Source organism: Corynebacterium sp. LK26 (genome assembly GCF_014335085.1).
GTDB classification, from domain to species: domain Bacteria; phylum Actinomycetota; class Actinomycetes; order Mycobacteriales; family Mycobacteriaceae; genus Corynebacterium; species Corynebacterium jeikeium_D.
Window position 1 is genome coordinate 94,691 of record NZ_PDHB01000018.1, and the last position, 13,493, is coordinate 108,183.

At 57.3% G+C, this 13,493-nt stretch carries 11 protein-coding genes and 1 riboswitch; of the genes, 6 read left to right on the forward strand and 5 right to left on the reverse strand.

The features are described from left to right. Positions 1 to 56: 56 nt before the first annotated feature. The 4 genes from CRD13_RS10050 to CRD13_RS10065 form a co-directional block, all read right to left on the reverse strand. Positions 57 to 1,685 carry a cytochrome bc complex cytochrome b subunit gene (locus CRD13_RS10050; RefSeq protein WP_187401571.1) on the reverse strand — a complete coding sequence of 543 codons (1,629 nt, stop codon included), beginning with the start codon at positions 1,683 to 1,685 and terminating at the stop codon, positions 57 to 59. After that, positions 1,682 to 2,893 (reverse strand): ubiquinol-cytochrome c reductase iron-sulfur subunit, encoded by a 1,212-nt coding sequence (locus CRD13_RS10055; RefSeq protein WP_049170241.1) that lies wholly within the window; start codon positions 2,891 to 2,893, stop codon positions 1,682 to 1,684. Before CRD13_RS10055 ends, CRD13_RS10050 begins: the two co-directional genes overlap by 4 nt. Beyond that, positions 2,890 to 3,780: a c-type cytochrome gene (locus CRD13_RS10060; RefSeq protein ID WP_016423027.1), complete on the reverse strand. Its 891-nt coding sequence runs from the start codon at positions 3,778 to 3,780 to the stop codon at positions 2,890 to 2,892. Before CRD13_RS10060 ends, CRD13_RS10055 begins: the two co-directional genes overlap by 4 nt. A 75-nt stretch (positions 3,781 to 3,855) precedes the next feature. Then, a complete protein-coding gene (locus CRD13_RS10065) occupies positions 3,856 to 4,470 on the reverse strand; it encodes a heme-copper oxidase subunit III (protein ID WP_088611596.1) in 615 nt (204 codons plus the stop codon). 537 nt (positions 4,471 to 5,007) lie between these two features. Between CRD13_RS10065 and trpD the strand changes: the two genes are divergently transcribed. Beyond that, the gene (gene trpD / locus CRD13_RS10070) at positions 5,008 to 6,075 is read left to right on the forward strand and encodes an anthranilate phosphoribosyltransferase (protein ID WP_049192934.1); all 1,068 of its coding nucleotides are present in this window, start codon (positions 5,008 to 5,010) and stop codon (positions 6,073 to 6,075) included. Here trpD and CRD13_RS10075 read toward each other — a convergent pair. Further along, positions 6,072 to 7,661 (reverse strand): DEDD exonuclease domain-containing protein, encoded by a 1,590-nt coding sequence (locus CRD13_RS10075; protein WP_187401572.1) that lies wholly within the window; start codon positions 7,659 to 7,661, stop codon positions 6,072 to 6,074. The two genes, trpD and CRD13_RS10075, sit on opposite strands and share 4 nt — an antisense overlap. 413 nt (positions 7,662 to 8,074) lie before the next feature. Then, a riboswitch (cyclic di-AMP (ydaO/yuaA leader) is annotated at positions 8,075 to 8,217 on the forward strand. A gap of 14 nt (positions 8,218 to 8,231) precedes the next feature. Between CRD13_RS10075 and CRD13_RS10080 the strand changes: the two genes are divergently transcribed. The 5 genes from CRD13_RS10080 to CRD13_RS10100 all read left to right on the forward strand — a co-directional run bounded on the left by CRD13_RS10080 (position 8,232) and on the right by CRD13_RS10100 (position 13,350). Next, a complete protein-coding gene (locus CRD13_RS10080) occupies positions 8,232 to 8,810 on the forward strand; it encodes a C40 family peptidase (RefSeq protein WP_048731217.1) in 579 nt (192 codons plus the stop codon). A 345-nt stretch (positions 8,811 to 9,155) separates the two neighbouring features. Beyond that, complete coding sequence (locus tag CRD13_RS10085) at positions 9,156 to 10,226, forward strand: NlpC/P60 family protein (protein ID WP_370549796.1); 1,071 nt, start codon at positions 9,156 to 9,158, stop codon at positions 10,224 to 10,226. A 53-nt stretch (positions 10,227 to 10,279) separates the two neighbouring features. Further along, on the forward strand, positions 10,280 to 11,434 hold the full coding sequence (locus CRD13_RS10090) for a glycosyltransferase family 4 protein (protein WP_049190492.1): 1,155 nt from the start codon (positions 10,280 to 10,282) through the stop codon (positions 11,432 to 11,434). A 9-nt stretch (positions 11,435 to 11,443) separates the two neighbouring features. Beyond that, on the forward strand, positions 11,444 to 12,457 hold the full coding sequence (locus CRD13_RS10095) for an ROK family glucokinase (protein WP_147719380.1): 1,014 nt from the start codon (positions 11,444 to 11,446) through the stop codon (positions 12,455 to 12,457). Positions 12,458 to 12,558: 101 nt separating this feature from the next. Beyond that, positions 12,559 to 13,350, forward strand: a complete 792-nt coding sequence (locus CRD13_RS10100) for a 1-acyl-sn-glycerol-3-phosphate acyltransferase (RefSeq protein ID WP_049170252.1) — start codon at positions 12,559 to 12,561, stop codon at positions 13,348 to 13,350. Positions 13,351 to 13,493: the final 143 nt, after the last annotated feature.

Sequence of the window (13,493 nt, forward strand, 5' to 3'; positions counted from 1 at the left end):
TGGATGCGGACCGGGGTGGTCTTATTTGAGCGCAGTAGAAAACCTACCGCGGAGTTTTACTGCTCGAGCTGGCGACGCTCTTCAGCGTTCTGAGCTTCGAGGTCACGGAACATCTGAGCCTGCTGCTCGTGGTTCTCGTGCTCGATACGAGCTGCCTCTTCGGCGATCTCCGGGGAGTCCGGGCTGAAGAAGCTACCGCGACCCGGGCTACCAGCGGCACCCAGTTCGTTCATGGTCTTCGGGACGTAAGCACCCTGGTACTCGAGCGGAACGGCGTGGCCGTGCTCGTCGACCGGACCCAGTGGCTGGTGGACCTCGATGAAGGAACCATCAGGCAGCTGGTTGATGATGCCCGTCTCGATGCCGTGCTCCAGGACAGCGCGGTCAGAGCGCTGCAGGCCGATGCAGATTCGGTAAGTGACGAAGTAAGCGATCGGAGGCAGGATGATCAGACCGATACGGCCAACCCAGGTCATCACGTTCAGCGAAATCTGGAAGTGGTATGCGATCAGGTCGTTACCACCGGACAGAGTCAGCAGGGTGTAGAAGACCAGAGCCATGGCACCCAGGCCGGAGCGAACCGGCACGTCGCGCGGACGCTGCAGCAGGTTGTGGTGGGCGTTGTCGCCGGTGATCTTCGCCTCGATGAACGGGTAAGCGAAGAGCAGGACAACCAGAACACCACAGAGCAGGGCGACCCAGAAGACTGCCGGGATCGTGTAAGAGCCCAAGTAGAGCTCCCACGGCGGCATGACACGGGCAGCACCGTCAGTCCACAGCATGTAGATATCCGGCTGGGAACCAGCGGAAACCTGCGCCGGGTTGTACGGGCCAAGGTTCCAAATTGCGTTGATCTGGAAGATACCAGCGAATAGCGCCAGGAAGCCGAACGTAATCAGACCGAAGGAAACGGACTTGACTGCGAAGATCGGGAGAATACGAACGCCGACGACGTTGTTCTCGGTACGACCTGCGCCAGGGAACTGGGTGTGCTTCTGGTACCAGACCAGAGCCAGGTGAGCGGCAATCAGACCCAGCAGCAGGGCCGGGAGAATCAGCACGTGTGCAATGTACAGGCGCGGGATAATCATGTCACCCGGGAAGTCGCCGTTGAACATCATCCAGTGCAGCCAGGTGCCGATAATCGGCAGACCAATGATGATTGCGGACATAATACGCAGACCAACACCGGAAAGCAGGTCGTCCGGCAGGGAGTAACCCATGAAGCCCTCTGCTACGGACAGCAGCAGGAGGATGGAACCGATGACCCAGTTAGCCTCACGCGGCTTGCGGAATGCGCCGGTGAAGAAGATGCGGAACATGTGCGCCATGATGGACACGGCGAACAGAAGAGCACCCCAGTGGTGAACCTGGCGAATAAACAGACCACCGCGGACCTCAAAGGAAATCTGCAGCGCGGTCTCATAGGCGCGAGACATCTCGACGCCATTGAGCGGTGCGTATGCACCGTCATAAATGACCTTCGACATCGACGGGTCGAAGAACAGAGTCAGGTAAACACCCGAGAAAAGCAGGACTACGAAGGAGTAGAGTGCAATCTCGCCCAGCAGGAAGGACCAGTGGGTAGGGAATACCTTATTGAGCTGCTTACGCATGCCGCCAGACAGGGTGTAGCGGTCATCCATATTCTTAGCAGCGGTTGCTAGTTTCGTTGGATTACTCATGACTGACGCTCCCAGAATGCCGGACCGACGGGCTCAATAAAGTTGCCCTCTGCGTACATGTAGCCTTCTTCGTCAACGCTGATCGGCAGCTCTGGAAGAGCGCGAGCAGCTGGACCGAAGACCGGCTTGCCGTAGTGCAGTGCATCGAACTGCGACTGGTGGCATGGGCAGAGAATACGGTTCGTCTGCTGTTCGTACAGAGAAGTCGGGCAACCGATGTGTGTACAAATCTTCGAGTAGGCGAAGTAGTCGCCGTAGTGGAAGTCTTCCTGACCCTTGCGCAGGATTGCCTTTTCAGCGTCCTGGGAACGCAGACGGATCAGCATGACCGAGTTGCGGGAGCCGTGAATCGAGTGCATGTGTGCCTCGTAGACATCAGCATCCTTGGAGTACTTGTCGCCGTCGTTGACGTCCTCCTCCGGAAGAGGGAAGACGGTCTCCATGGAACCTGCGGACAGGTCCTCTGGGCGGAGGCGAACCAGGCGGGAAACGCCCTTAGTGGTGTAGCCGTGTACGCCCTCTTCAGCGATAGCGCCGGTGTCGCGACCCAGGTAAACCTTGTGGCCCTTCTCGACGAGAGTCCAGCCAGTGGTCCACAGGGTGCCGTCACCAGTGACGTCAACGTCGTGGCGTGGCTTCCACGGGTTCTTAATCATGCCGCCAAGCGGAAGGATCATGCCGATACCAGCCAGGACGGCGCCGGTACCAAGGAGGCCCTTGATAGCGGAGCGACGACCCAGGGTGGAGGTCTGCCAAGAATCGTTCAGCAGGGCAACGATGGTCTTCTGGTCGACCTCTTCGGACGGACCATCGTGGCGGCGCTGAACCGAAATCTCTTCCGGAATGAAGCGCTTGGTGAACTTAACTGCACCAATACCCAGGGTGACGATGCAGCCACCGATGGTGATACCCAGCAGCGGGGTGTACATAGTGTACAGCCACAGACCCTCTTCGCCGTGCCCCTTGTAGTGCCACGGGTAGAACAGGTAGATGGCGATGAATGCCAGGCCAAGAATGACCGACAGTGCCAGCCAGATGGTGACACCACGAGCCGCGCGCTTTTCAGCCGGGTCGTTGGCAATCGGGAAGCGTTCCTTGCGGTAAGCAATGGTCACGTCATCGAGTTCAGCACCCAGACGAGCGAGATCCGCATTGCTCATCTTCGACAGCTCTTCGGAGCTGTACTTCTTGTTTTCGTTATTACTCATCGGCGGGATCCAATCCAAAGAGCGGCCGCTACGAGAGCGACAATGCCTACAATCCACATGACAAGGCCCTCAGCAACTGGGCCGATGCCACCAATGCCCCAACCACCCGGGGTCGGAGTTTCCTTGGCGTTCTTGATGTAGGCGATGATGTCCTTCTTCTCGTCAGCAGACAGCTGGCGGTCAGAGAACTTCGGCATATTCTGCGGGCCGGTCAGCATGGCCTGGTAGATTTCCTGCTCATTTGCAGGATCCAGGACCGGTGCGTACTTACCGCTGGACAGTGCGCCGCCACGACCGGTGAAGTTGTGGCAGGATGCACAGTTCAGGCGGAACAGCTCGGAACCGCGTGCAACGTCAGCCTTGTCAAGCTCACCGTTCGGGCCAGCGTTCTTACCGCGTAGCGACTCCATAGCGATGGAGCCGTCCTCGTCGCGGACGATGCCGGCGCCGCCGCCATTAGCCTGGACGTAGGCTGCGATAGCCAGCGTCTGCTCTTCGGAGTAACGCGGGGTCTTACGTGCTGCCTGAGCCTCGTTGCGGAGCATCGGCATACGACCGGAGTGAACCTGGAAGTAAACCGAGCCTTCGCCGACGCCGATCAGCGACTTGCCGCGGTCCTTAACGCCCTGAAGGTTGGCGCCGTGGCAAGTAATACAAGCAACGTCGTAAAGCTCCTTGCCCTGCTGAATCATTGCGGCTTCATCCTGCTGAGCAGTAGCCGTCTGTGCATCAGGGGTCAGAGCATTAGCGAGGAAGCCCGCGCCGGTGAGGGCGAGAGCCATAGCCATAATGCCGGAGGCAGTACGGCGCATCTTGCGGCGGCCCTTTGACTTCGGGGCCGCAGCCAAGGACGTGGTGTCCTTGGTTTCGGAGGTAGTGTTTTCCATCTTTTTCCCTTTAATACTGTTCGTGGAAAGTGGATGGGCTGTAGGCCGTACTAAACAAAGGACGGCCAATACGGCCTACTGGATGAAGTAGATGGTGATAAACAGGCCAATCCACACGACGTCGACGAAGTGCCAGTAGTACGAGACCACGATGGCAGCAGTGGCCTGTGCCGGGGTGAACTTCGCCTTGGAGGTACGGATAAGCACCACAACGAAAGCCAGCACACCCGCGAGGACGTGGGCTGCGTGGAATCCGGTGGTGATGAAGAAGACCGAACCGTAAATGGAGTTCTGAATGGTCAGACCGTGGCTAACCAGTGTGAAGTACTCGTAAGCCTGGCCGACGAGGAAGATTGCACCCAGGGCGGTAGACAGTGCGTACCACTTACGGAGTGCGAAAACGTCGCCACGCTCGGCCGCGAACACGCCCCACTGGGCAGTGAACGAAGACGACACTAGGATCACGGTGATCAATAGTGCGTACGGGACATTGAGGTGGCCGGTACCCCAATCCCACGAATCGCCCTGGCCGTTCGCGCGTGACACGAAGTACATCGCGAACAGACCGGCGAAGAACATTAATTCCTGAGACAGGAACACAATCGTGCCGACACTGACCATATTCGGTCGGTTCAGTGTCGCAGCACGACGTGGTGCTGTCATACCTTGATTTTCAACTGCGCTCGTCACAACTAACAGTATGTACTGTTCTTAAGGAGTAGTCACGTTGCAACCCCCGTTTTTGTATAAAAATTCCTAAAATCCCAGGTCGCGAGGAAAGGTTTCTGAGAATTTCACTAATTTTTCCCCCTGATGGGAACTTTCCGGTGTCTTTATCCGACGCGGGCGAATTCGAGGGTTTGGTTGTGCTGAGTTGCGCGGTGTCCATCCCCTGGACTGCCAGGTTCACCTCCGGTGAACCTGGGTTAGCGATACTGCGACATCAGTTGTCGGTTAGTTTATCGCAGGTTCGGCTCTGTTTAATATCGTATTTTTCCAGTTGCCCCAATGGGGGTGAGATTTTCGGTGAACGCAAAAGGTGGACCTGGTGATGCGCTGGATATATGGGGGAGGTATCTTGTCTTATTACGTACATCACGGTGGGATTTTTTTCAACAGCCCTGTGATGTGGTGCGCCTGGTGGGCGGGATAGCCAGCAGTACCTAGGTGCAGTTGTATTAATAAAGTACGAATACAGACTTGACTATCTAGTGGAAGGGAGTGGCGATGAGCGAGATCGGCGATAAGAGGGCGGTCGAAAACTGGCGCCATGTTCTCTCCACGATTGGCGCTGGCCGCGAAGTTTCCGGTGAGGGCATTCGATTCGCCATGGATCAAATCATGTCCGGTGCTTCCGGAGACGTGCAGACCGCAACGTTTGCTTTCGGTCTCCTCGCCAAGGGGATTACGGCTGCCGAGCTCGATGCTGCGGCTGAGGGCATGCTTTCATTTGCCCGCCCAGTTCATGATCCACAGCTCGCCGGTGTTATTGAGCGCGGTGCAGTCGATATCGTCGGCACCGGTGGTGATGGCGCAAATACCGTCAACATCTCCACGATGTCCATGATTGTTATCGCGGCCAGTGGTGTGCCGGTGCTCAAGCACGGTAACCGCGCGGCTTCCTCGAAGTCGGGCGGAGCTGACATGCTGGAGGCCTTTGGCATCGACATTGAGAACGGTCTCGTTACTTCTCCGGAACATCCGGATTTCTACGTGCGCTTCCTCTTTGCCGCTCGCTTTCATCCGGCCATGCGCTTCGCTGGACCGGTGCGTAAGGAGCTAGCGGTTCCGACAGTCTTCAACCTGTTGGGGCCGCTGACGAATCCAGCACGCCCGCAGGCGAGCTTGATTGGCTGTGCCTTCGAAGATCAGATGGAGACGATGGCGGACACCTTCGCTCGCCGTGGTCAGCGCGCGCTGGTGGTTCGCGGAAGCGATGGTCTCGACGAGATTACCGTTACTGGCCCCACCAAGGTCTTTATTGTGGAAAACGGTGGAGTTGCCGAAGATGTCATCGATCCACATGACTATGGCATGGAGTACTCCGAAATTGACGCGCTGCGTGGCGGTGACCCTGCTTACAACGCTGATGTTGCACGTCGCATTTGGGCTGGCGAGCTCGAAGGTCCGATTCGCGATGCAGTCATCCTTAACTCCGCCGCCGCAATCGCCATTTCGCGTGGTCTGAGTGGCCGTCCACTAAAGGAAGCTATGGCCGACTCCATTGAAGAGGTCAAGGAAACGCTCCAGTCGGGGCTGTGCTTGGACATCCTTACCGCGGCGATGAAGGGTTAAGGTTCGCGTCGCGCTTCACGACGTGCTTGCTGCGCGTCAATTGCCCACTGAAGGTATTTTCCTGCGCCCAGCCTAGGGTAGGAAAACTCGCCTCCGGTGGGCTTTATTCGTACCTCCGGGCGCTGCAGCCATTTCCAGATAATACTGAGTTCATCAATTGATGCTCCTTTATATAAGGAGTCATCTGGAGTGACTGTTTGGGCTGAACTCTCCATGAGGTCGATGATGTAGTTCATATCCGCGCCACGTGGTGCAGTGCTGGCGCCGGCCAACCTGCCATAGCGAATTTCCGCTAGGTGCCAGCCTCCATTGCCATCGGGGAAAGCGGCTTGCAGAGATGGGATGGCGGCAAGCATGCTCAGGCGCTGCTGCTTGTCCAAGCTGATAATGAACTCCGCAGTGCGGTCACGCTGCACTGCCGCGCGTTGGAAGCGGTGTGCTTCGGCAAGTGCTGATATCTCTGCAATCATGTCTGCGATCTCGTTGGAACCGGTGGTAGAGATCTGGGTGGTTGTTATCGCAAAGTCGTCGTTAAGCGCAGAGAACCTGTCGCGGATGGCGGTAGCGGTGTCGCGCGTGCGGAAAGGACCTAGGCCGCGGGCGTCGGTGACTGTCCGGCTAATCTTGGCAGGCCGACCGGGGCTAGTGGGGACGATGTACCAGCCGCGGGTTGGTTCGGTGCGTTGTCGGTTGTAGGGCGGACGGAGTGCAGAGATTAGACGGGCCTCGCGGATTTCTGCAGCGAAGCCGTGCGGGCACTCGATGATCTCGACGCGTTCGGCTAGAGAGACCATTTCCGTAATCTTGCGACGAGAATCAGTGCCGTTGAAATACTGCAGAAGTCTACGTCGCAAATCGAGAGCTGTACCTATATATAAGGGGTCGTCATTTCTTGACCGGAAAACATAGACACCAGGGGTGTGCGGAGCTCCATCGGCAAGGTGCCGTTTAGCACGAACCTCTGGAGCGACGGTGGGCGAGTAGTGCACTAGCTCGGACGCTGTTTGTACTTCATCGCCAGCTAGTCTCTCCATGAGGTAGTGAAGGACGTCGACGGTTGCGATTGCGTCGTCAAGCGCCCGGTGGGTGGGGCGATTCGGAGAACCGACGTACCGTGCGAGCTGTGAGAGCTTGAAACTGTCAACTTGTGAGCGGTCGAGGACGCGACGCGCCAACGTGAGGGTGTCTACGACACTGGGGCTCGGCCAATCTAGGCCCAAATCTGTGCAAGCCTGGCGGAGGAATCCAATATCGAACTTGGCATTATGCGCAACCCAGACGCTTCCCCGGGCAAATTCGAGGAACTGAGTAATAACTGTGCCGAGCTGTGGGGCGGTTTCAACATCGGCGGTAGTGATGCCGGTCAGAGATGTGATGTGGTCGGGGATCTCCATACCGGGGTCGATGAAGCTGGAAAAGGTGCCAATTGTCTTACCGCCACGGGTTTTGATGGCCCCAATTTCAATGATGTGGTCGTTTTTGGCCTTCAATCCGGTCGTTTCCAGGTCTACGACGACAAAGGTGGTGTTGAAAAGAGAATCATCGACGGTGCCTTCGAGAGGGAAGTGCTGTTGTCCTGAATCCACGTCAATAATCCTATGCTGAGCGCTCCTAGTGGTGTTAAAACTGTGAAACTTGAGCAAATTGAGCTGTTGCAAGCTGGAGTGTGACATAAAACACGTTTTGAGCCCGCGATAAAAATGTGTCGACTTTAAGGCGTTAAGTGTAAAGTTCTCGGCGGACTTCAAAATGCCAGGTAGTGACGTGTTTATCAAACTGTTACTATTCCGCTATAGGGGGAGTGTCTAGTTGTAACAGCTTGGTAACGGTTTAGTTCTATCGATGGTAACAACCGGGCCTCGAGCGGTTTTCTGGACAAACGGCTAGACAAAACTTGATGCCATTTCGTAACCTTATCGAGACATTGAAACGGGGCCACTGAGTTGGTGCCGGTCATTGATAAGAAAACACAGAGCCTTATCGAAGGTCCTGAGGGTCTAAGTAGTGAGAGCCTCAGGAGATTCGAGCCGGGGACCCACCTCGAACCATGGGGTGAATCCCAAAGGGAAATCCCGGAGGGTAGGAAGTCTTCCATTCTTCCGAACCCGTCAGCTAACCCGGTCGGCTAAACAGGAAGATTTTGGAGTTTCAAAACAATGGGCAAGCACCACCGCCGTTCTAACTTTGCACGCAACGCAGTCGCATTTGGCGCAACTGTCGCCGGCGTTACCGCTCTCGCAGTTCCGACCGCTAACGCTAACCCGCTGAACGACATCCAGGGCGCACTGAACGGCTTCGATACCCCGCAGGTTGCAGGTATGCAGGATGTTGTTGGCAAGTTCAACGACATCGCAGGTGAGGTTACCTCCGGCAGCGTTGCAAACGTTGCAGCACCGTCCACTGGTTCGGCTATCGTCTCCGCTGCACGTTCCAAGATCGGTTCCCCGTACGTGTGGGGCGCTACCGGTCCGAACTCTTTCGACTGCTCCGGTCTGACCTCCTGGGCATACCAGCAGGTCGGTAAGTCGATCCCACGTACCTCCCAGGCGCAGGCTTCCCAGGGTACCGCGGTCTCCAGCCCGGCACTGGGTGACATCGTTTCCTTCTACTCTGGCGCTACCCACGTCGGCATCTTCTCCGGCAACGGCAACGTGATTCACGCTCCGCAGTCCGGCGATGTCGTCAAGGAAGCTCCGATGAACTACATGCCGGTTCACAACTTCGTCCGCTTCTAATCTGTTTGAACGGATGACAACCTGCGGGGCCTTGATGCCCCGCAGAGCCTTGGCTCTCTTTTGAGTGAGGGGGCACTGAGGCGAGCGCCCGGGTGCTGACGCTATGCGCGTCGTAAAGCACTATAGGGGTGCTCGCCTCATTTTTGTTTTTCTACTGCGGTTACGCAATGCGTGGAGTCGAAGGGCTATCCTGGTTACTCCCTTTGGATACCCCTTTGTGCTGGCGGTTTGTCGGTGTGTTGTTCCGCGGCAAGGCTGCTACAATTTGCTCGAATGCGTCAAGTGGTTTGATGTTTTGTTTTTCGGGGAAGAAATTTGAATACACAACTTGAAAAGGGTTTGGATTTGTCGCGTCACCGTGTCTCTCGTCGTCGCCACAACTCTCGTCGCGGTGTAGTCGGGCTTACGGTCGTGACTGGGCTAACCTTTGGCGCCGTAGGTTTGGCGCCGATTGCGTCTGCACAGGATGAACAGCCAGCCCCGGATCTGGCTACTGCAGACGGCATTATTGCAGAGCTGGAGAGGATTTCTCGGGATACCGAAGCGGTTTCTGAGGAAGTTACCGAGCTGGATTCCCAGGTTCAGGCCAAGGAAGAGGAACTCCGGCACGCCGAGGGGGAGCTGAAGCACTCTGAGGATCAGGTTCTCCGAGCACAGGATGACCTCAAGGCGCTCTCTGGTGAGATTTCTTACTTCGCGAAGAAGCGGATGCGTGGTGAAATCGTCGACCCATTGTCGGCCGCCCTGGGATCTGCCAGTGCTCAGGACGCTATCGACCGTGCCGGTTACATCAACAAGATGTTCCGCGACAACGATGAAGTCGTCAGCCGTGCGGTGCAAGCCCGCAAGGATGCTGAGGATGGTAAGGCCAATGCGCTGCGTCTGCAGGGCGATATCCGCAAGCAGCTCGATGACCTGGCCAAGCGCCGCGATGATTTGGACAAGCGCAGCGCCGAATTTGATGAGCGCGCCGAGCATGTCAAGTCCATGGTTGAATCGCTGAGCCCCGAACAGCGGGAAATCTGGATTTCCAAGAACAACCCAATTACCGAAGGGTTGGACAAACTGCTCGGATCTTCCGCCGCAGTTGATGCCGCGATGTCGAAGCTGGGTTCCCCGTACTCGTGGGGAGCTGCTGGTCCCTCCGCATTCGACTGCTCCGGCCTGATGTACTGGGCGTACCAGCAGATTGGTAAGTCCATCCCGCGGACCTCGCAGGCACAGCTCGCCGGTGGTACTCCGGTGAGCCGCGACCAGCTGCAGCCGGGCGACATCATCGGTTACTACCCGGGAATCACGCACGTGGGCATGTACATCGGCAATGGTCAGATTGTCCATGCTTCCGACTACGGTATTCCAGTCCAGGTCGTTTCCATCGACCAGGGGGGCCCGTACCAAGGCGCTGTCCGCTTCTAACTAGCGGCAGGTGACCTCGCGTCCTTTTAGTCAAGGTAGATAAACTCGGCTCCATGTCTGCGCGCGTACTGCTCATTACGAATGACTTCCCGCCTCGCGATGGTGGAATCGAGTCCTACCTGCGTGATTTCTGTGCTCGTTTGGATCCGGAGAACCTCGTAGTCCTCGCGTCCTCGCGAGCCCCCGAAGAAAAGCTCCGCGCCTACGACGAGTCGCTACCGTACCGTGTTTATCGCATGCGTGATTCCGTGCTGCTGCCACTGCCGCACGTAGCTCGTCGCGCCGCTCAGATTATTCGCACCGAACGCATTGACACCGTATGGTTTGGTGCCGCCGCGCCACTTGGTTTGCTTGCCGACGCATGCCGTCGCGCAGGTGCCACCCGCATCGTTGCTACCACTCACGGACATGAAGTGGGCTGGTCGATGCTGCCATTGGCCCGCCAGATGCTGAGGCGCATTGGTAAGAGCTCCGATGTTGTGACCTATATTTCCCGCTACACCCGTGGTCGATTTGCGGCAGCCTTTGGTCCGCAAACAGCATTTGAACGCCTGCCTTCCGGTGTCGATATCGAGCGATTTTCTCCGGACCCCGAGGCGGGACAGAAGATCCGGCAGCACCACGGAATCGGTGAGTCTCAGCCGCTTATCGTCTGTATTTCTCGGCTAGTGCGCCGAAAAGGCCAAGATATGCTGATTCGCAGCATGCCTAAGGTTCTTGAGCAGCACCCGGATGCCAGGTTGCTGATCGTGGGTGTTGGTCCGTTGAACCGAGAATTGAAAAAGCTGGCAGTAAAGCTCGGGGTCTCCGAGCAGGTCATTTTTGCCGGCAAGGTCTCTTATGATGACCTCCCCGCCTATTACAATGCGGCCAGCATTTTTGCCATGCCCGCCCGAACCCGCGGACGTGGCCTCGATGTAGAAGGCCTCGGCATTGTCTACTTGGAAGCACAGGCCTGCGGTGTCCCTGTCATAGCTGGCAAGTCTGGTGGCGCCCCGGAGACAGTTATCGATGGCGAAACTGGCATCGTTGTCGACGGGGCCTCGAAGCGCAGCGTCGCCACCGGGCTGGTTGAGATTTTGGATAATCCGGAGCGCGCGGCGGCGATGGGAGCCTGTGGTCGGGAGCATGTTGTGCAGTCGTGGACCTGGGAGGTCATGGCTGCTCGGGCTCGCCGAATTCTCCGAACCTGCGCAATCCCTTTATAATCAACTGTTATGTCCACCGATATTCCGATTCATCCGAACTCAGACGAGTCCGACGCCGCTGATCGCCCGGCTATCGGTTTTGATATTGGTGGAACAAACCTGCGCGCTGCAGTGGTCAGCGCTGATGGGCAGGTGTTGTATCGAGTTCAGACCAGTTCTGATGGCAGTGTGGATGCCATTGAACGTGGCATTGTCCAGACATCCGAGCGCTTGGTTGAACGCTTTCCAGATGTCAGCGCCATCGGTTTAGCTGTAGCTGGTTTTTTGGATTCTGACCGCCAGACGGTTCGTTTTGCCCCGCATCTGCCGTGGCGCGATGCGAACGTCGTCAAGCGTTTATCCTTGCTTCTCCCATGTCCGCTGCAGCTTGAGCACGATGCCAACTCGGCCGCCTGGGGTGAGTATCGCTTTGGTGCGGCTCGCGGTGCGGATAATTGGGTGCTGTTTGCGCTGGGTACGGGAATCGGCGGCGCGATGATGCAGGGTGGTGAGATTTACCGTGGCGCGTACGGCACGGCGCCGGAATTCGGCCACCTCACCGTTGTGCCGGATGGTCGTCCCTGCTCCTGCGGAAAGCGTGGTTGCTTGGAGCGTTACTGCTCGGGTACGGCGTTGGTTACCACCGCTCAGGAACTCTCTGAATCCGGTCGCTACTTCTCGCGGCTTACCGACGGACTCGTGGCCGGCTCGGTAACTGGTACCGATGTCGTCTCGGCTGCTCGCCAGGGGGATGAATTGGCTCTAGCTGCGATTGATGACTTTGCTACCTGGCTGGGGCGTGGCCTGTCGATGGTGGGCGATGTCTTTGATCCGGAATTGATTGTTATCGGTGGCGGTGTTGCCTCGGCGTCTGATCTATACCTGGACAAGGCCAAGGCCGAGTTTGCCCGCAATCTCACCGGTACTGGCTATCGTCCGGTAGCGGATGTGCGGGTCGCTGAACTAGGTGCGGATGCTGGGTTGATCGGTGCGGCGGATATTGCGCGCAGCGTTGTGGCTGCCGAGGGTGCGGCATCGTCGTAAAGCGTCAATTGGGGAATGTAGGGGAATTCGCCCGCGAAAAGGTGGGGGAATGGCTGCGGAGATGGATCGTCGGACCACCTGAACCTGTATAGTTTTAAACTGTGAATAATCGCTGGTACAAGTTCTTTAAGTACATCCTCATTGGCCCTTGGCTGCGGATCTATAATCGCCCGTACTACATCGGTGGTGAGAAGATTCCTCAGGAAGGTCCAGCGCTGATGGCGTCGAACCACCTTGCTGTGATGGATCACTTTTTCTTCCCACTGGTCTGCCGTCGTCAGCTGACGTTCCTGGCGAAGGCGGAGTACTTCACCACGCCGGGCTTTGTCGGCGGTATCCAGAAGTTCTTCTTCTCCTCGGTGGGGCAGGTGCCGATTGACCGTACCTCTGGTGATGCAGCTCGCGATGCGCTGAACGCCGGCTTGAAGGTGCTGTCACGCGGTGACCTGCTGGGCATTTCCTTGGAAGGCACCCGTAGTCCGGATGGTCGACTGTACCGCGGTAAAACCGGTGCGGCACGTGTCGCGCTGGAGGCCGGTGTGCCGGTGTTCCCAATGGCGATGATTGATACGGAGAAGGCCAACCCGATTGGTTCGTGGATTCCTCGTCCGGTGAAGGTCGGCACGATTATCGGCGATCCGATTGATCCGTCGGAGTACAAAGCCAAGTACAGCGATGAGTATGAAGCGGCCAGGGCACTGACGGATGACCTGATCAAGGAAATTCAGAAGCTTTCTGGTCAGGAATATGTCGATGCTTATGCGACTGATGTGAAGAAGTCCTTGGAGGCCGGCACCGGCTATCCAGCGGGAACCGAGCCGGGTGGAGAGCTGACCACTCCGGCTCCGGGGCCGAAGCCGACCCCTCGTCGCTGGTTCCGACGCGCTCGCTAGAATAATTAGGCGCAGATAGTTTTCGCGACAGTGGGGCTGCACACTTCCTATGGCGATTCGGTGCATGGGTAAGATTTGCTCGGTAGGGCTCCACGGTCTTTTGGTCGCGAGGTAGCCGACGCGAGGCCGAGGCTGGAGAGGAT